General features: G+C 45.4%; 16 protein-coding genes. 3 read left to right on the top strand and 13 right to left on the bottom strand.

The window, feature by feature from the left end; genetic code table 11:
• Positions 1 to 181: 181 nt before the first annotated feature.
• Positions 182 to 1,528, top strand: a complete 1,347-nt coding sequence (locus B0E43_RS23430) for a PhoH family protein (protein ID WP_077346063.1) — start codon at positions 182 to 184, stop codon at positions 1,526 to 1,528.
• A 255-nt stretch (positions 1,529 to 1,783) separates the two neighbouring features.
• A complete protein-coding gene (locus B0E43_RS23425; RefSeq protein WP_139352622.1) occupies positions 1,784 to 2,014 on the top strand; it encodes a hypothetical protein in 231 nt (76 codons plus the stop codon).
• A gap of 126 nt (positions 2,015 to 2,140) precedes the next feature.
• On the opposite strand, the gene B0E43_RS23420 is transcribed toward B0E43_RS23425, so the two are convergent.
• The 13 genes from B0E43_RS23420 to tpiA all read right to left on the bottom strand — a co-directional run bounded on the left by B0E43_RS23420 (position 2,141) and on the right by tpiA (position 17,220).
• The gene (locus B0E43_RS23420) at positions 2,141 to 2,896 is read right to left on the bottom strand and encodes a LytTR family DNA-binding domain-containing protein (protein WP_077346061.1); all 756 of its coding nucleotides are present in this window, start codon (positions 2,894 to 2,896) and stop codon (positions 2,141 to 2,143) included.
• A 118-nt stretch (positions 2,897 to 3,014) separates the two neighbouring features.
• Complete coding sequence (locus B0E43_RS23415; RefSeq protein WP_077346060.1) at positions 3,015 to 3,749, bottom strand: LytTR family DNA-binding domain-containing protein; 735 nt, start codon at positions 3,747 to 3,749, stop codon at positions 3,015 to 3,017.
• Positions 3,750 to 3,763: 14 nt separating this feature from the next.
• Complete coding sequence (locus B0E43_RS23410) at positions 3,764 to 4,816, bottom strand: sensor histidine kinase (RefSeq protein WP_077346059.1); 1,053 nt, start codon at positions 4,814 to 4,816, stop codon at positions 3,764 to 3,766.
• A gap of 83 nt (positions 4,817 to 4,899) precedes the next feature.
• Positions 4,900 to 7,731, bottom strand: coding sequence for an excinuclease ABC subunit UvrA (gene uvrA, locus B0E43_RS23405; RefSeq protein ID WP_077346058.1), 2,832 nt, complete (start codon positions 7,729 to 7,731; stop codon positions 4,900 to 4,902).
• Between the two features lie 106 nt (positions 7,732 to 7,837).
• The gene (locus tag B0E43_RS23400) at positions 7,838 to 9,118 is read right to left on the bottom strand and encodes a Xaa-Pro peptidase family protein (RefSeq protein WP_077346057.1); all 1,281 of its coding nucleotides are present in this window, start codon (positions 9,116 to 9,118) and stop codon (positions 7,838 to 7,840) included.
• Between the two features lie 144 nt (positions 9,119 to 9,262).
• The gene (locus tag B0E43_RS23395) at positions 9,263 to 10,057 is read right to left on the bottom strand and encodes a hypothetical protein (RefSeq protein ID WP_077346056.1); all 795 of its coding nucleotides are present in this window, start codon (positions 10,055 to 10,057) and stop codon (positions 9,263 to 9,265) included.
• A 133-nt stretch (positions 10,058 to 10,190) separates the two neighbouring features.
• A complete protein-coding gene (locus B0E43_RS23390; RefSeq protein ID WP_077346055.1) occupies positions 10,191 to 11,129 on the bottom strand; it encodes a lytic transglycosylase domain-containing protein in 939 nt (312 codons plus the stop codon).
• A gap of 212 nt (positions 11,130 to 11,341) precedes the next feature.
• On the bottom strand, positions 11,342 to 12,862 hold the full coding sequence (locus B0E43_RS23385; protein ID WP_077346054.1) for a GH3 auxin-responsive promoter family protein: 1,521 nt from the start codon (positions 12,860 to 12,862) through the stop codon (positions 11,342 to 11,344).
• Entirely contained in the window at positions 12,862 to 13,599 is a 738-nt protein-coding gene (gene lptB / locus B0E43_RS23380) for an LPS export ABC transporter ATP-binding protein (RefSeq protein WP_077346053.1), read from the bottom strand. The genes B0E43_RS23385 and lptB overlap by 1 nt, the downstream gene beginning before the upstream one ends.
• 1 nt (position 13,600) lies before the next feature.
• Positions 13,601 to 15,325, bottom strand: coding sequence for a single-stranded-DNA-specific exonuclease RecJ (gene recJ, locus B0E43_RS23375; RefSeq protein WP_077346052.1), 1,725 nt, complete (start codon positions 15,323 to 15,325; stop codon positions 13,601 to 13,603).
• A gap of 97 nt (positions 15,326 to 15,422) precedes the next feature.
• Entirely contained in the window at positions 15,423 to 15,623 is a 201-nt protein-coding gene (locus tag B0E43_RS23370) for a hypothetical protein (RefSeq protein WP_077346051.1), read from the bottom strand.
• 1 nt (position 15,624) lies between these two features.
• Positions 15,625 to 16,452: a 50S ribosomal protein L11 methyltransferase gene (prmA, locus tag B0E43_RS23365; protein ID WP_077346050.1), complete on the bottom strand. Its 828-nt coding sequence runs from the start codon at positions 16,450 to 16,452 to the stop codon at positions 15,625 to 15,627.
• A 6-nt stretch (positions 16,453 to 16,458) separates the two neighbouring features.
• The gene (gene tpiA, locus B0E43_RS23360) at positions 16,459 to 17,220 is read right to left on the bottom strand and encodes a triose-phosphate isomerase (protein ID WP_077346049.1); all 762 of its coding nucleotides are present in this window, start codon (positions 17,218 to 17,220) and stop codon (positions 16,459 to 16,461) included.
• A 70-nt stretch (positions 17,221 to 17,290) separates the two neighbouring features.
• Here tpiA and B0E43_RS23355 point away from each other — a divergent pair, with 70 nt between their 5' ends.
• Positions 17,291 to 17,797 (top strand): regulatory protein RecX, encoded by a 507-nt coding sequence (locus B0E43_RS23355; RefSeq protein ID WP_077346048.1) that lies wholly within the window; start codon positions 17,291 to 17,293, stop codon positions 17,795 to 17,797.
• The last annotated feature ends 221 nt before the right edge of the window (positions 17,798 to 18,018 follow it).

Genomic DNA, 18,018 nt, shown 5'->3' with positions numbered 1-18,018 from the left:
AGAGGGCAAAAATTTGCAACTTTAAAACTTTCTGACCTTCCAACTCTTTTTTATCAATTTGATTCTCAATCTCCTATCCGCATTTGACAATTCTTAACCATTATTTATTGGCAATTCTTCGTTTTTGATGAGGATATTTTTCTAAATTAATTCACATCAGTACCACTAGAATTTCCTGCGCATGCCTAGAGCCAAGTCCGATAAAGATCGGAAAATCTTTGTGTTGGACACGTCCGTGATCCTATATGCACACAACTCCATCATGAACTTTGCCGAGCACGATGTAGTGATTCCCATCACTGTGCTAGAGGAGCTTGACCAGTTCAAGAAGGGCAACGACACCAAGAATTTTGAGGCACGGGAGTTTATCCGATTGTTGGATAAGCTGTCTATGGACCACATGATTCATGAATGGACACCCCTGAACGGGAAAACCAAGGGGTTCTTCAAAGTACTCATGAATCCGGAGAACAAGATGAACGCCAATATCATCTTTGGGGAGGAAAAGAACGATCACAAAATCCTCAATGCGGCACTTTATCTCAAGGAGAATGAGAAAAACCGGAAAGTGATTCTGGTCTCAAAAGACATCAATCTAAGATTGAAGGCTAAATCTCTGGAACTTCTGGCCGAAGACTACGAAACCGGGAAGATCAAAAACATCACTGAACTCGAAAATACCGGGAAGTATGTGATGGACGACGTGGATCCCGAATCGATCAACAAGCTCTACGAACAGGGATATATCGAAGCAAAGAATATCCTGGGGACGAGAAAGCGAAAGTCAAATGCCTACTACATCCTGAAAAGCGAAAAGAACTCGGTTTTGGCATTCTACAATTCCGATGAAAATGTGCTGGAGCGAGTGGATAAACGCTTGGCTTACAACATCAAGCCCAAGAACGCGGAGCAGACCTTTGCCCTGCATGCCATCATGAATCCCGATATCAAGCTGGTGTCGATTCAGGGTGTAGCCGGTACAGGCAAGACGCTATTGGCACTTGCCGGAGCCTTGGAGCAGCGCAGGGACTATAAGCAAATATTCCTGGCCAGACCGATCGTGCCGCTGTCCAACAAAGACATCGGTTACCTTCCCGGGGATATCAAGTCCAAGCTCAATCCTTACATGGAGCCGCTCTGGGACAACCTGAAGTTTATCCAAAACCAATACAAGGAGACGGATAAGGAATTCCAGAAGATCACCGAACTGGTCAATCAGGAAAAATTGGTGATTCAGCCTTTGGCTTACATTCGGGGCCGATCGCTTTCCAACATCTTCTTTATTGTAGATGAGGCGCAGAATTTGACTCCTCACGAGATCAAGACGATTATCTCAAGAGCTGGGGAAAACACCAAGATCATCTTTACAGGTGACGTCTTCCAGATTGATACACCTTATCTGGATTCACAGTCTAATGGCTTGTCGTACCTGATTGACCGGGTCAAAGACCATCCACTCTATGCCCATATCAAGCTGGAGAAAGGCGAACGGTCCGAGCTGGCCAATCTGGCGAATGAGTTGTTGTAATTCTAAAAATTTTAGCTTCCCTTTAGCTTAAGCTCCCCTAACCGGGAGCTTTTTTTGTTAATTACTCCAAAAACTGCATCCGAGCTGTAACCTTTACTTTTTGAAATTTTTGTCCGTAGCTGGCAGACAGGTGTACGCAAGCGTACAGTGTTTTTTGGCAAAAGCCTTAAATCCTGCTGAATTAGGCCTTTTTCAAGTTTGGTCGCCTTTTGGCATAAGGTGATATACAAAACAAACCAACAAATTATTACTGCCATGACTACTGCAATCTTTTCTCAAAAAAACGTCTGTGCGGCACTGGGACTTGCAATGGCAATCACTATCGTCGTAAAAGCGAAAGCTGAATCCAGCCTCGCACAGCAAACTGCCCGATTTGAACTTACTAAACCAACTCCACAGATCGGATTCGAAACTGACAAAAATCCTGAAGCACTTCAGGTAAACATCTACAAAACAGAAAAGTCCCGGAATTCCGGGACCTGTTAAAGACAATTATCCGTAAGGGTTAATTTGGTTGATTGTTTGGTTAATCTAAAGAGGCGGATTTTGTCCGCCTCTTTTTTATTTTAAACCCTCCAAGGGTTTTGAACCCTTGGAGGGTTTAAGTGAATTTCAACTTTCAGTGATTGTATTCAATTTGGCCAGGAAGCTATTGTAATACTGCCGGCCTACCTGAATTACTCCTCCTTGTTTGAGCATGATTTCCTTAGTATTGAAGCTCTCGATCTGGCCTAAGTGGACGATATAAGACTTCTGAACCCGGAGAAAAAACTGGGAAGGAAGAATATCCTCGATCTCTTTCATGGACTTTCGAATATTGTAATCACGGTTTTTGGTGAATATCGTCACCATGTTTCCATTGGCTTCTATATAAAAAATATCTTCGTAGAGTACACGTTCAAAGGCATTGTCGGCCTTGATAAAAACCGCATCATTTACCAGAAAAGGGCTTTCATTCCCTGATTTTACAACTGTAGCTTCAGGTGCGGGTTTTGTCCGCTTATTGTAGAGAACTATTTCGACGATGGCATGGATATCGTTGGTATTGAAAGGCTTCACGATAAATCCGGCAGGTGCAATCCGCTTGGCTCGCTCAATGATGGTCGGATCACTATAGGAAGTCACAAAGACCAGTGGAGCATCTACCATTTGCTTAACGATCTCTCCCAATTCAATTCCGTCCTTATCGCCTTTCAGCTTGATATCCATGAATATCAGGTCTGGGCGATATTTTTTGATCACCTTGATGCACTGATTTGCAGAATTTGCAATATCAATATTCACATAGCCAAGGAGCTCAAGAATTTCCTGAATATTCTCTGCAATACTTAAATCGTCTTCGACTATTAGAATCCGTTCTTCTTTCATGGTGAGATGGGTGAGTTAGGGGTGTTTAATTGGATACAAAATAGGTGAAACCAATAGGTACCCTAATGTCAAATTTTTCTTCGGCAAATCAAATGCCTTTTTTTGCCTATGAAAAATTTTAGAGGCTCATCATTTCCTTGAATCTCGCAGCTTGTCTTCTGCTCACCTCAATTCTGTCTCCTCCTTTGAGGGTCACAACCAAGCCGCCGTTGAACCAAGGCTCAATAGCCTCGACCCAACCCAGATTGATAATGTGCTTTCTACTCGCCCTGAAAAAGGATTTTTCATCCAGGCGCTCGTCCAGGGCATTGAGAGACTTGTGAATCATCGGCTTGAAGTTGTCAAAGTAAACTTTGATGTAATTGCCGTCCGATTCAAATAGCCGGACATTGGATAATCTAACAAACCAGCACCGGTCTCCGTCTTTGACAAATACCTGGTCTTCAAGGGTCAGTTTCTTTTGGTTGGCATAGGAACCGTCCTCTTCCCGCTTGGTTCCTCCCTCGATTTTGCCTATCAGTTTGTTGATGGCATCCTCCAGCCGCTTTGGCTCGATGGGTTTGAGCAGATAGTCCAGGGCATTGACTTGGAAGGCCTTCAGGGCATATTCATCATAGGCGGTGGTGAAGATCACGTGGGGCACGTGGTCCAGTTCCTCAAGCAAGTCAAAGCCGGTTTTTTCCGGCATCTGAATGTCCAGAAATATCACATCCGGCTGAAGTTGTTCAATTTTCTCCTTGGCATCATCTACATTGACAGCCTCTCCGACCACTTCTACAGTCTCCAGTTGATTTAGCAAATTGATCAGTTCTTTACGTGCAAGTCGCTCGTCATCTATTACAATGGCTCTCATCTTTGTTGAGTTGGTTATTCTAAAGTAACTCTTTGTTTGGGAATTTTAATTTCGGTGATCACGAATTGGTTTCCAGAGTTGAAAATCCGAAAACTTGCCTGGTCTCCATAAAGCAGCTTCAGGCGCTGTCTCGTGTTTTCAAGCCCATGACCTCCTTCCTCCCTTTTGGACTTGGAGGAATTAGGATTGAGGTATCCGCTGTTTTTTACCTGGATATACAACTCGTTTTGCAGTCCTTCACGGCATTTTATTTCGATCAGTCCGCCCTTGACCAGGTTGGAAATTCCATGTTTGATTGCATTCTCCACGATCGTCTGCAGCATCATCGGCGGAATTTTATAGCTGAACGATTCCTCCTCGATGTGGTAGACTACCTCGAGTCGCTCCTCAAACCGGATTGACTCCAGAGCCAGGTAGTCTTTGACTGTGGCCAGCTCATCGGCGAAATCGATCACCTGCTTTTTGTCCATCATCAGGGAAAACCGGAGCATGTTGGAAATCCGGGTAATTGCGGATTTGGCCTTATCGGGATCCTCATCTACCAATGCCCGGACAGAATTCAAAGCATTGAAAATGAAGTGGGGATTTAGCTGACTTTTCAAATGATTCAAGCGGATCTCATTGATTTTCGCTTCATACTTGAGACTGCTGTTGTAATTATCAAGAAAGTGAAATAAAAAATACAGCAAAAACCAAAATGCATAATACAGGAAACTGACAAAGAGATTGACCGCTATAACCAAGGACCTGAAGTCCTCGTCCGGCTTTAAAGTGCCAAAAACCAAGTTGATCAAAATCTGGGCAAGCACATTGGCCACAGCCAAGGCAAACAAGGCAAAAATAGTCTGGATGAGTAACCGGAGAATCCCCAGTCTAAACCAGCCATAGGCCTTGACCATATGGCGCATAGTATGCGTTGAAAGCAAATAAAATGCAGCCAAAACAACAAAGGCCCAAGCCTGCACTGCGGAAATCCCCTGGGAAAGTGAGGCAAAAAAGATATTTACAAAGGCAAAACTGCCCCATCCCAAAAGTTGTAAAATCCAATAAAGTCTTACCCTGTTCATTCCAGATTCAAAGGTAGCCAAGGAGTAGGATTGACCGCTTTTAATTTGATAGAAGGACGAGACACTTGATTTTCGCGTCAAATTCAGGAGTTTAGCTCAGCCTTTAAGAATCTACCTGTATGACTTTTCGGGTGAGCGGCCACTTCCTCGGGCGTCCCCTGGACCACAATTGTTCCTCCTTTATTTCCTCCTTCGAGACCTAAATCGATCACCCGGTCGGCTACTTTGATCACGTCCAGGTTGTGCTCGATGATCAGGACGGTATTTCCTTTTTCCACCAACTTTTGCAAAACTCCCATCAATAAATCGATGTCCTGGAAATGCAAACCGGTAGTGGGTTCGTCCAGAATGTAGAAGGTCTTTCCGGTGTCTTTTTTCGAAAGTTCCGTTGCCAATTTCACCCGCTGGGCTTCACCACCCGACAGCGTAGTCGCATGCTGGCCCAATGTGATGTATCCCAATCCCACCTCACTTAGTGTCTTGATTTTTCTGAGGATTTTGGGCTGAAATTCAAAAAAGTCAACCGCTTGTTCCACGGTCATATCCAGCACATCGGAAATGGATTTTCCCTTGAATCTGACTTCCAGAGTTTCCCTGTTGTATCGTTTGCCTTTGCAAGTTTCGCACGGAATATGGACGTCCGGAAGAAAATCCATTTCTATTAGTTTCATCCCGGCTCCTTCGCAGTCTTCACATCTTCCGCCTTTGACATTGAAGGAAAAACGGCCCGGTTTGTATCCCCGGATTTTAGCTTCGGGAAGTTCGGTGAAGAGTGTCCTGATATCGGAGAAAACACCGGTGTAAGTCGCCGGATTTGATCTCGGAGTCCGGCCGATCGGTGACTGATCGACTTCGATGACTTTGTCAAGTTCCTTTAGGCCTTCGATGCTTTTATAGGGCATCGGTTCCTTTTTGGAATTGTAAAATTCCCGGTTCAAGATCGGATAAAGTGTCTCATGGATCAGGGTACTTTTTCCACTGCCCGAAACTCCAGTTATTAAAATCAACGTGCCCAAAGGAAGCTCCAAAGTCACATTTTTCAGATTGTTCCCAGTAGCTCCTTTCAGAATCAGGCTTTTCCCTTTTCCTGTTCTTCGCTCTTTTGGAATTGGCAGTCCCAGTTTTCCGCTGAGGTATCTAGCGGTGACAGATCCATTGTTGAAAATCTCATTTGGAGGACCAGCAGCTACCACGTGACCACCATGTCGGCCTGCACCCGGTCCCATATCAAGGACAAAATCCGAGGCCATCATCATGTCTTTGTCATGTTCCACGACCAAGACAGAATTTCCTAAGTCACGCAGACTTTGAAGGGCTTTGATCAATTTCTCATTGTCCCGCTGGTGCAGACCAATACTGGGTTCGTCGAGGATATAAAGCACGCCCACGAGCTGGGTGCCGATCTGGGTGGCCAAGCGGATTCGCTGGGCTTCCCCTCCGGAAAGTGTCCTCAATGGCCGGTTTAGAGAAAGGTAATCCAGTCCGATATCCAGCAAAAATCCGATCCGCTTACGGATTTCCTTCAACACTTCTGCTCCGATGATATTTTGCTTATCGCTGATTCGTGCTTCCAAACCATCGAACCAATCCGACAGCCCTCGGATATCCATCACAGCCAACTCGCCGATATGTTTTTCATCGATTTTGAAGTGCAAGGCTTCTTTTTTCAGCCTGTAGCCATGGCAATCCGGGCAGGTCTGAGTGATAGTGAACTCACTGACCCAGTCTTGGATTTTATCCGAACTACCTTCCTGATATTTTTGGAGAAAGTTTACAATTCCTTCGAAAGTGGTCGTCCATTTCGTTCCCGGATATTTCACCGAATCCACGGCCACTTCCACTTTGTCACCAAAAAGCAAAACTTCCACCACTTCAGCCGGAAGATCCTTGATTGCAGTGCTCATGCTGCACTTATAATGTTTTAGGATTGCTTCAATTTTCTTGAAAATCCAGATATCCCGGTATTCTCCCAGCGGGGCAATTCCCCCTCGGGTGATGCTCAGACTTGGGTCTGGAATGATGCTTTCGCGCGTGATTTCTTCGATTACACCTAGGCCATTGCAGGTTGGGCAAGCGCCATAGGGAGAGTTGAAGGAGAAGGAATTTGGTGCAGGTTCGTCGTACGATAGCCCCGTCTCAGGGTCCATCAGATACTTGGAAAAGTGGTGGATTTCTCCGTTTTCTTCCCGAATCATTATCACCCCTTTGCCGTGCTGCAATCCAGATTTCAGGGATTGCGTAATCCGGAACCGGTCTGATTCCTCAGCCACGATCCGATCGATGACGATCTCGATGTCGTGGATTTTATATCGGTCCACTTGCATTTTGGGCACAATGTCCATTACCACTCCATCGACACGAACTTTGGAAAATCCCATCTTTCGGATTTGCTCAAAAAGCTCGCGGTAGTGTCCCTTTCTGCCTTTCACCACAGGTGCTAGGATGTACAATTTCTTGTCCAGAAACTTGGTAAACAGCTGCTCGATGATCTGATCCTCGGTCTGTCGGATCATCCTTTTTCCGGTCATGTAGGAATAGGCTTGACCTGCCCGGGCATAGAGCAGACGCATGAAATCGTAGATTTCAGTCACTGTGCCGACCGTGGATCGTGGGTTTTTTGATGTAGTTTTTTGCTCAATTGCAATCACCGGCGAAAGCCCGTTGATCTTGTCCACATCTGGTCGTTCCATTCCTCCCAAAAAGGATCGGGCATAAGCCGAAAAACTCTCCATGTACCGACGCTGACCTTCCGCATAGATGGTATCAAAAGCCAAAGAACTCTTGCCGCTCCCGCTGAGTCCGGTCACCACGACCAGTTTGTTGCGGGGAATTTTGATGTCCAGGTTTTTGAGATTATGTTCTCGGGCTCCAAAAATTTCGATAAATTCTTCCTGTGAAGCAGGGGATTGACTCATGGGAGAGGGGGAAATTAATAAACAGCGAAGGTACGGTTTTTTAAGAGGAAGACCGATTCGGATTCAAAGATTGTAAGCTGAAATGAGATAATTGGTTTCCGATTTCTTACTGCTCAAATGGCTGCGCGATCGATGGGCTAGGTTTGGAAAACCATACCGGTCCAGACTCAGTCATGTAGACACAATCCTCGTGTCTGACTCCAAATTCTCCCACAATGGAGATGTTTGGTTCGATGCTGAAACACATCCCGGGTTCCAAAATCTGTTTATTGCCTCGGACGGCATTTCCCCATTCGTGCCCATCCATTCCGATCCCGTGGCCGGTTCGGTGTGGCAAGCCGGGCAGCTTGTAATCCGGACCAAAGCCCGCATCAGTGATTACCTTTCGCGCAGCGGCATCCACTGCTTCCAGGGGTGCTCCAATCTGAGCAGCCTTGAATCCGGCAGCTTGTGCTTCCTTTTCCAAATTCCAGATTTCAAGCTGTCTCGCCGTGGGTTCTGCACCAAATACGATGGTCCGACTGATATCTGAATTGTAACCTTGCACCAAACATCCACAATCCACCAGCACCACATCGCCTTTCTTCAGAATCTGAGGCTTGGATGTCCCATGGGGAAATGCTGAAGCTTCTGCGAAATTGGCCAAAGCAAAGGCGTGCCTGGCACCCAATTTTTGGTGGGCCTGAGCCACTGCAGATGAAAAAATGGAAGGAGATTCCCCCTCTTTGAGCGCCGCAAATCCCAATTTCATCGCTTCAATCGTGTAGCCTGTAGCGATCTGCATCAGCGCAATTTCCGCTGGAGATTTGATGATTCGGCAGGGAATCACGACAGGATCAGCACTCACGATTGTAAAACCGGTTGCGACTTGGCGCAGCCCATCGGCAATAAAAAACCGCACCCGCTCTTCAATTCCTATTTTTCCGGAATTGGCTCCTGAGTCAAGAATGGCTTTTTTGATCTGCTCGTAGGGACTTTCATCCTCTTCCCAGGGATAGACATCCTGGCCGATTTTGATATTTTCCTCCAGCCTGCTTTGCTCAAACTTTGGACAGATATAGCTCACCTCGCCTTTGGCAGGAATGACAACGACCATCGGTCGCTCGCTTTGTCCCCAGGTCATGCCTGTGAAATAATTCATCGATGTCCCTGAGTCCAGGACTATGGCAGCGAATCCATTTTTTGCCATGAGATCCTGCGCTTTCGCTATTCTGATTTTCCGCTCTTCAAGTGAAATCGGAACGACTTCCACCAGCTTTGAACTGAGGCTTTCTAAAGGTGAAATAGATTGTTTGTTTGTTTTTTTGACGCTGCCAGATGCAGTTCCTGCCAATAGTGTTGCTCCTGCTGTCATTGCAGATACATTAATAAAATTCCGTCTGTTCATTTTTTAAAGGAGATTCCTGATGGGAATCCAAGGTAAATAAATATGGCCTTGAAAATTATCGCACAGCGAAGGTAAATTGACACTTTTGGTCATTTTACCTTCGATAAAAAGCAGATCTCATTGAGTTGGTCAATTGTCAGTAACTCAATTGGCGGGATTTAGGACAATTGCCGGCGGATTGGCGGGTGGCGCAATGTCAAAAGGCTCAGAAGAGGATGACGGAACGGGGGCGTTGGAAAAAAGGCTGAGGTCTAATCCGGAAACACTCGATGCACTTCGGATTCGAATTGTCACCCTAGGCAAATCCGAAGAAGAACCATCCGTCCGCTCCACCGCCCTGATCACATCAAAAGCCACTACGCCCAAATTGTCACCCTGGAGGTTTCCGGTAAGTGGTGAATAATTAATCGAAATATCACTGTCATATACGACGGCATAGACGGTCTGCCCAACCAACATGGCAAGGCCTGTGGCTCGGAGTGGGGTTACATTTGGGATCTTATCCAGCAAAACTTCCCGATCGTCGTCAGGAACTGCTGCTCCCAAACTTGGGCCGGGAGTCAGATAATTTCTTAGTCCATTACCAGTTGGGCCAGTTGTAATCCAAGAATTTGGAATAGTCTTGAGGGCAAACCATCCCTCATCTCCCACTTGCCCTGTGAATAAGTCAATCTCCCTACCCATATTGTTTTCAAAAAATCGGAGCGGTTGGCGTAGTCCGATGGTAACCAATTGGTCATTGACATCATTTGCTGAAAAGTTGTTTGGTGGATTCCCGTTGTCTATGCTTTCCTCGTCTATAAGCAGAAATACAGCGGAGGAATTGGAAAATCCATCGTCATCGTCATCAGGATCATTATTTAGATCGCATGAAAAAAGTGAGGAAAGCGCCAGGCTCAATAGCAAGCCAATTTTCCGGGAGGTCGATGCATTTTTCATAGTAGTCAACGAGTTGGTTGAAAAAGAAAACGCCTCATACTCGAAATTGTTATCAGCGGAGTTTTCCCACAAATCTAGGAGAGTCAGAATTTGTAATCAATTCTCAATGAATAAGTTAAGACTTAATCAATAATCACTCCGGAAGCTTAATCTCATACGATTTACCTCGCTTCACATTCAGGTTTCGGTCCCTAAGCCAGGGATTGTAGAGTTTTAGATCTTTGAAAGAACTTCCTTGCTCTTTCGCCCATTTTGGAAGATCCTTGATATCCTCATCCACTCTGATTGTCCTCAGAGGCAGATTTTTGTAGTAGTCACCTTCCGTGAGATGATATCCAAATGCTCCCGGATTTTCAAAAATTATCTTGAAAGCCAGGATCCGGAAAAGGTATCGGCTGGTTTCGTCATTGAGATAGAGCTCGTAATAGTTTTGGTGAAGCTGCTCCTGCTGTCTTTTGCTGAAGCCCGTCTGCCCCATGTTGTAGCTCGCTGCCACTGCTGTCCAATCCCCAAATTTTGCATGGGCTTTTTTGAAGTACTTGGATGCTGTCAATGTCGACTTTTCAAAATGATAGCGTTCATCCACATCCTGAGAAATCTCCAAGTCGTATTCTTTGCCCGTTGTTTCCAAAATCTGCCAAAAACCGCGCGCTCCAGCCGGAGAACCTACATTCATCAGCCCGCTTTCCGCAATTGCGAGGTATTTGAAGTCGTCCGGAATGCCGTTTTCCTTTAGCATTCGCTCCATTTCGGGCAGATATTTAGCGGACCTCTTCAGGAGCAAAATCAAATTGGATTCCCAATAGGCATTGACATAGATCTCCCTTTCCAGCCTTTCAAAAATATCGCCTTTTTCCAAAGGGACTTTTTCACCCGCAAAAGACAGTTCCTTGGGAATGTCAAACAATCGGATGGAATCTCCAGAAGGTGGCAACTGAGAAATGAAAGATTGATTTTCGGAAACAAGCTCGGATTGATCTTTTTCACCGATGCTTTTCCAAAATGCCAAAGAGGCCAAGATCAGGCTGGCAACCAGAAGAATATAAATTGAAAAGAGGTGAATTCTACTCATAATTCAAGATAATCCCGGATTGGGTGTAATCCCAGGCTCTTTTGTAAACGGTAGAAATATAACACGAATGTGTCGGAGGGAATATTTGAATTTGAGGAATAATGTTTTCTACAAACAACAAATTCAAAAATTGTTGTTTGTAGAAAACACCCTTTGAAATTGTTGTATCAAAAAAACGAAATGAAGTTAACTTTTTGCCAATTCAATATTAATCAGGGCATCATCTCCAAAAGCTCCTCTACTAATTCCCTGGAATTGGAAAGTCTTGGCACTTTGTGCTGACCACCCAATTTCCCTTTTTTGCGGAGCCACGACTCAAAAAGTCCGGTTGGTGCCTGGTGGACAAGCGGCATTTTCAGTGCGATGTCCTTGTATCGCTTGGCATCGTAATCCGAATTGACCTGACGGAGTTTCTGATCCAAAAGCCGGGTGAATTCTTCAAGGTCAGCTGGAGCTTTTTGAAACTCAATGATCCATTCATGCGCACCGTTTGAGCCGTTTCCTTCAAAATAAACCGGGGCAGCAGTGAAATTGGCAATGGTGGAATGAGTCTCCTCAGCCGCAAACTGCACTGCCGCTTCAGCATTTTCCACGATCACTTCTTCCCCAAATGCATTGATAAAATGCTTGGTTCGACCGGAAATACGGAAGCGATATGGCAAGAGCGACGTGAATTTGACCGTATCACCGATTTTGTATCTCCAAAGCCCACCATTAGTAGAGATGACCATGGCATAGTTTTTCTCGACTTCGACCTCTTTCAGGGGAATGACCGTTGGGTTTTCCTTTTCCCACTCTTCCATGGCTATGAATTCATAAAAAATCCCATAATCAAGGAGGAGCAAAAGTTCCTCAGAATCCGGCTGATCCTGAATCCCAAAAAATCCCTCGGAGGCGTTGTAGGTCTCCATGTACCGCATTTTTTCAGAAGGAATCAATTCCTTGAAAAGGCTGCGATAGGGCCCAAATGCTACTGCTCCATGAAAAAAAACTTCCAGATTTGGCCAGACTTCCAGGATATTTTTGGCCTTTTTCAATTCGAGAACCCGCCTCAACAAAACAATAGTCCAAGTGGGAACCCCTGCAATGCTTGTGACATTTTCATTCATTGTCTCACGGGCCATTTTTTCGATTTTGGCTTCCCATTCACCCATTAGGGCAGTTTCCAAGGCAGGAGTTCTGGCAAATTGCGCCCAAATTGGAAGGTTCTGCATGATCACAGCCGAAACGTCCCCGGCTTTGGCAGTTCCCTCAGGATTCAGGGGATTTTTCTCCAGAGTTCCGCCGATGGTAAGGCTTTTGCCTGTGAAAAGTTTGGATTCCGGATGGGTGGAAACATAGAGGGAAACCATGTCCTTGCCTCCTTTGTAGTGGCATTCTTCCAGGCTTTCTTCCGAAATCGGAATGTATTTGCTTCGGCTGCCAGTGGTACCGGATGACTTGGCAAACCACTCGATATCGGTATTCCATATGACATTTTGCCGGCCCTGCATGGTTTTTTCGATGTAGGGCTTAAAAGATTCGTAATCGAAAACAGGAACTTTTGCAGCAAAATCAGCATAGGTCCTGATCTGTTCAAATCCATATTCCCGGCCAAATTCTGTGCGTCTTCCAGCATCGATTAATTCACGGAATGTCTCCTCCTGAACCGGAATGGGATTTTCTTTGAAATTCTCGATCTGACCCAGTCTACTTTTAAAAATCCAGGTCAAAAAACTGTTGATCACTTCCATTAATTAAAAACTTTTCGTTTCAGCTCAAATTGGCTCCCCAGGTAAACCTTACGAACCTGCTCATCCGCGGCCAGCTCCTCAGCAGTTCCGGCTTTAAGCAGCCGTCCCTCGAACATCAGATAAGCCCGGTCGGTAATGGAAAGTGTCTCATTGACATTATGATCTGTGATCAAAATTCCGATATTTTTGGTTTTAAGTTTTGCTACAATAGTCTGGATCTCTTCCACGGCGATCGGATCGACACCTGCAAATGGTTCATCCAAGAGGACGAATTTGGGATCCACGGCTAAAGCACGGGCAATTTCCGTCCTTCGCCGTTCTCCTCCCGACAGCACCATTCCGAGGTTTTTGCGGACATGCGTCAGGCTGAATTCCTCCAAGAGGCTTTCCATCTTTTCCTTCTGCTGTGCTTTTGGCATTTTGGTCATCTCGAGCACAGCCAGGATGTTTTCTTCTACCGAAAGTTTTCTGAAAACAGAAGCTTCCTGAGCGAGATACCCGATCCCAAGCTGAGCCCGCTTGTACATAGGAAGGCCCGTGATTTGCTCATTTTCCAAAAAAATCTTGCCTTCGTTTGGTTGGATCAGTCCCACGATCATGTAAAACGAGGTGGTCTTTCCGGCACCGTTTGGGCCTAAAAGCCCGACAATTTCCCCCTGCTCGACTTGCACGGAAATATCATTGACCACACGGCGTCCTTTGTAGATTTTAACTAGGTTTTCGGCACGAAGCATCATATCAGTCAAATTTGATGTCTTTCACGTAGAGTTGCAAACTGCTTTTGTCTCTGAAAAAATTCTCCCGCATTTCGGCAACGATATCAAAGCGCATTTTTCCCCGGAGCATATTGACGGTGGTCAGATCCAGGTCTTTGGCCCGGTCTGCCATTCCAAATCCCAGACAAACGGGAGTGGTCACCTGTCCATCCTGCACGATTTTAAACCGTAAATGCTTGTCTTTCAGAACCGTGACATCTTCTGCGAACACATTGGAAATCCGGAAAACCGGCTCTGCATTGCCTGGTCCAAACGGTGCCATTTGCTTAAGAATGCTGTAAAATTTGTAATTGATCTGATCCAACAGGAGCACATCATCCACTTCAATCACCGGTTTCAGGTGGATTTCTTCTATCCGGCTGCGGACTACTTGTTCAAATTTGGCTTGAAAAGCCGGAACATTTTCCACCGAAAGCGTCAATCCGGCGGCGTATTTATGCCCGCCAAACTGATCCAAAAGATCCGCGCATTCGGCTATTGCCTCGTAAATATCAAAGTCAACCACCGAGCGGGCGCTTCCGGTGGCTTTGTTGTTGGACTCGGTGAGGATGATCGTGGGGCGGTAATACTTTTCAATACATCTGCTCGCTACGATTCCGATCACACCTTTGTGCCAGTCCTCTTTGAAGAGAACTGTAGAGTTCCATTCCGCTTCTTGTTCACGTGCAGCCAACATTTCAAAGGCCTCCTTGGTGATGTTTTCATCGAAGTTTCGACGAGTAGAATTGACCTCATCTACCAACTTGGCCCGCTCAATTGCGTCGTCCAAATTAGGAGCGATGAGCAGCTCCACAGAGGCTTTGGCATGTTCCAAGCGTCCGGAAGCATTGATTCGGGGACCTATTTTGAATACGATGTCTGAGATCTGGATTTCCTTTTCGACTTTGGCCTGAAGGATCAGCGCTTTCAGCCCTGGTCGCGGGATGTTGTTGATTCGGTCAAGCCCGTAATAGGCCAAAATCCTGTTTTCCCCGGAAATCGGAACAATATCTGCCGCAATACTTACCACCAAAAGATCCAGATAGGCATAAAGATTTGATTCCTCGATCCCGTGAGTTTTGGCATAAGCCTGTATCAACTTGAAGCCAACTCCGCATCCGCTCAATTCCTTGTATGGATAATTGCAATCAGCTCTTTTGGCATCCAAGACAGCCACCGCAGCGGGCAATTCATCTCCGGGAGTATGGTGGTCACAGATAATGAAATCCACTCCAAGTTCGGAGGCAAGCGCCACTTTTTCGATGGCTTTGATCCCACAGTCCAAAGCTATGATCAGCGAAAATTCATTTTCTGCGGCATGCCGGACACCGCGCTCTGAAATGCCGTAACCTTCCTTGTACCGATCTGGAATGTAAAAATCAACCTTTGGATAAAAGGTTTTCAAAAAGCTGTACATCAGGGCTACCGCAGTCGTGCCATCCACATCATAATCTCCATAAACGAGAATTCTCTCCTCGTTCTGGACCGCTTTTTCGATGCGGTTGACCGCTGCATCCATATCCTGCATCAGAAATGGATCATGCAACTGACTAAGACTTGGTCGGAAGTAATCTTTGGCCTGCTCGAAACTTTCCACGTCCCGATTGATCAGCATATTGGCAAGGGTAGGATTCACATTGATTTCCTTACCCAGCCTATCTATGGCTGTTTGGGATGCTTTGGGTTTTTGTTTCCAGACGTACTCCATATTTTGTTTTACAAAGGTAAAAAGGATAAAAAATCCGCTTGTGTGTTGTTTGGGTGATCCCCTAAAAGCGGACTTTCGGGCCAAAAAGTTTCCCTTTTCAGGAAATCCGCCGCTTTTTTTCCTGTCGGTAGTAGTACCAGTAGAGGGCTGGTGAAACCAGGGCTTTCAGCTTCCAGTCGTTTTTCTCACGAAAAGTCAGTCCAGTATCGGCATTCAATTCCCTGTACATGAAGACTGCAGCGGTACAATGTCCCAGTACAACAACGAGTAGGAAAGAATAGATCAGGAGTTCATTCATGTCAGTTTTTCTGTAAAATGAGAGCTGCCCAATTGTCTTTCGAAGACTTTTTGATCAGCTCCATTCCCAAAGGTTTGGCTACCTCCAACAAATCCTCAATGTCCTCGGTGTAAAAGCCGCTTAAAAGTAAATACCCTTTTGGAGCCAACAGTCCGGAATAGATTCCCATTTCATCGAGCAGGACATTTTTGTTGATATTGGCAAGGACGATATCAAAGTGCCCAATTGGATTTACCTGTCGGATAGTCCCCAATCCCATTCGTGTTTTCAGTCCGTTGAGATCAAAGTTTTCGTTTCCATTGTCCACACACCAGTCATCGATGTCGAATGCCTCGACTTCACGGGCACCCAAAAGGTGAGCCATGATGGCCAGAATCCCGGTGCCAGAGCCCACATCAAGAACCCGATTTCCAGAATGGTCCAATTCCCCCTGATGCCGGAGCATCTGAAATGTGGTAGCATGGTGTCCTGTGCCAAAGGACATTTTTGGGTTGATGACGATCTCGTACTTGAACCCCGGCTGAGGCTGATGAAAGGATGCTCTCACATACACCAAGTCCTCTACTTCAATAGGATCGTAGTTTTTTTCCCACTCTTCGTTCCAATTGACTTTGGGCATCATGCCTTCCGTCAAGGTGATTTGGCCAGGTTTCTGATACTTTGATAGAATTTCATCAAATTTTTCCCGGTCAAAATCAGCTTCGGGAGTATAAGCATCGATTCCTTCCTCGGTCTCAAGGAAGGAATCGAAGCCAATTTCCGCCAGTTCGGCGATGAGGATTTCCCTGAATTCTTCCAGGCACTTGATTTTAAACTCCAGGTAATCCATGAAAATTTAGAATGATTTAATGATATCCAAGAAGTCTCTAGACTTGATGGATGCACCTCCGATGAGACCTCCATCTACGTCAGGCTTGGAGAAAAGCTCCTTTGCATTGCCCGGATTGGCGCTGCCACCGTAAAGGATGGAGGTTTCGTTGGCTATTTCCTTTCCATATTTGGTGGCAATATGCCTTCTGAGCGCGGCATGCATTTCCTGAGCTTGGTCAGCAGTGGCAGTTTTGCCGGTACCGATTGCCCAAATCGGTTCGTAAGCAATCACAACTTTGGAGAAATCCTCAGGAGAAAGGTCAAAAAGACTTTGTGTCAGCTGAAACTTCACATTGGATTCGTGTGTACCGGCTGTTCTGATTTCGAGCGATTCACCGCAGCAAAAAATCGGTATCAGACCATTTGCCAGAGCCTGCTTCACTTTTTCGGAAAGCAGCTCGTTGGTTTCTTTGAAATATTCTCTTCTTTCTGAATGACCCAAAATCACATACTGCACCCCAAAGGAAGCCAGAATTTTGGCAGACACTTCTCCGGTATATGCCCCGGCTTCTTTGTCAGAGCAGTTTTGAGCACCTACGGCGATGCCAGGAATACTTCCTATCAGTTTTTTTACAGGAAAAATATGGGGAAAAGGCGGGTTAAGTACAGCAATAACGCCTTCTAAGGCCTCATCTTTATACATATTAACAATTTCGGAGGTGAGTTTTTGACCTTCATCAAGGGTCATATTCATCTTCCAGTTTCCGGCAACGATTTTCTTTCGCATAAGAGGATTAAAATTTTGGGGGGTTTGAAAAAAGATTAAGCAGGGGTAATTTGGCTTAAAATTACCAAAAATGTCCAGTTGGGGAAAATTTAACACGGATCATACTCCAAAAAAGTACTGGACTCTGGAAGAGGCCAAGGGAAAACTCGAAACCTATTGTGCTTACCAAGAGCGAAGTCAGTGGGAAGTACGGCGAAAACTCAACGAAAAGGGCATAAAAGGTGATCAGTCGGAAGAACTGATCTGCGAAATGATTACAGCGGATTTTTTGAACGAAGAGAGGTTTGCAAGAGCATTTGCCAGGGGAAAATTCAGATTGAAGCATTGGGGAAGAATAAGAATCACAAGAGAGCTGAAGATCAGGGAGATCAGTCCCCGATGTATTCAGATGGCACTTACTGAGATTGATCCGGAGGAATATTACGACTCTCTATTGACCCAGGCGAAGAAAAAATGGGAGAAAACAACCGAAAAGGATCCCCTTAAAAAGCGCTACAAAGTAATTCACTTTTTAATGTCCAAGGGCTTTGAGCAGGATATGGTACAGGAGGCGGTGGCCAGTTTGCAGTCGCAGTGATCAGTTTGCGGTTGTCAGGCTGAGCGGAGTCGAAGCCCACTTGAAATGTAGTATCAGGCTAAGTAAATTAAATCAAGCTGACACTTCGACTACACTACCAATGACGAGATAATATTTATTTTGATTTTATTCAATTATCGAATGTTTATTTTGTCTGGTATACTTCCATATTCATTTCTGCTGCAAGCTTGAGAACATATTTCTTTTTTTGGTTGAGTAGC

The sequence above is a fragment of the Algoriphagus sp. A40 genome, from assembly GCF_002002735.1.
Taxonomy (GTDB): domain Bacteria; phylum Bacteroidota; class Bacteroidia; order Cytophagales; family Cyclobacteriaceae; genus Algoriphagus.
Note: the sequence above shows the minus strand (reverse complement) of the source record. Positions and strands in the feature narration are given on the sequence as shown.

Coding starts and splice junctions, on each gene's coding strand:
- B0E43_RS23430 (WP_077346063.1), top strand. CDS start 182: ATGCCTAGAGCCAAGTCCGATAAAGATCGGAAAATCTTTGTGTTGGAC.
- B0E43_RS23425 (WP_139352622.1), top strand. CDS start 1,784: ATGACTACTGCAATCTTTTCTCAAAAAAACGTCTGTGCGGCACTGGGA.
- B0E43_RS23420 (WP_077346061.1), bottom strand. CDS start 2,896: ATGAAAGAAGAACGGATTCTAATAGTCGAAGACGATTTAAGTATTGCA.
- B0E43_RS23415 (WP_077346060.1), bottom strand. CDS start 3,749: ATGAGAGCCATTGTAATAGATGACGAGCGACTTGCACGTAAAGAACTG.
- B0E43_RS23410 (WP_077346059.1), bottom strand. CDS start 4,816: ATGAACAGGGTAAGACTTTATTGGATTTTACAACTTTTGGGATGGGGC.
- uvrA (WP_077346058.1), bottom strand. CDS start 7,731: ATGAGTCAATCCCCTGCTTCACAGGAAGAATTTATCGAAATTTTTGGA.
- B0E43_RS23400 (WP_077346057.1), bottom strand. CDS start 9,118: ATGAACAGACGGAATTTTATTAATGTATCTGCAATGACAGCAGGAGCA.
- B0E43_RS23395 (WP_077346056.1), bottom strand. CDS start 10,057: ATGAAAAATGCATCGACCTCCCGGAAAATTGGCTTGCTATTGAGCCTG.
- B0E43_RS23390 (WP_077346055.1), bottom strand. CDS start 11,129: ATGAGTAGAATTCACCTCTTTTCAATTTATATTCTTCTGGTTGCCAGC.
- B0E43_RS23385 (WP_077346054.1), bottom strand. CDS start 12,862: ATGGAAGTGATCAACAGTTTTTTGACCTGGATTTTTAAAAGTAGACTG.
- lptB (WP_077346053.1), bottom strand. CDS start 13,599: ATGATGCTTCGTGCCGAAAACCTAGTTAAAATCTACAAAGGACGCCGT.
- recJ (WP_077346052.1), bottom strand. CDS start 15,325: ATGGAGTACGTCTGGAAACAAAAACCCAAAGCATCCCAAACAGCCATA.
- B0E43_RS23370 (WP_077346051.1), bottom strand. CDS start 15,623: ATGAATGAACTCCTGATCTATTCTTTCCTACTCGTTGTTGTACTGGGA.
- prmA (WP_077346050.1), bottom strand. CDS start 16,452: ATGGATTACCTGGAGTTTAAAATCAAGTGCCTGGAAGAATTCAGGGAA.
- tpiA (WP_077346049.1), bottom strand. CDS start 17,220: ATGCGAAAGAAAATCGTTGCCGGAAACTGGAAGATGAATATGACCCTT.
- B0E43_RS23355 (WP_077346048.1), top strand. CDS start 17,291: ATGTCCAGTTGGGGAAAATTTAACACGGATCATACTCCAAAAAAGTAC.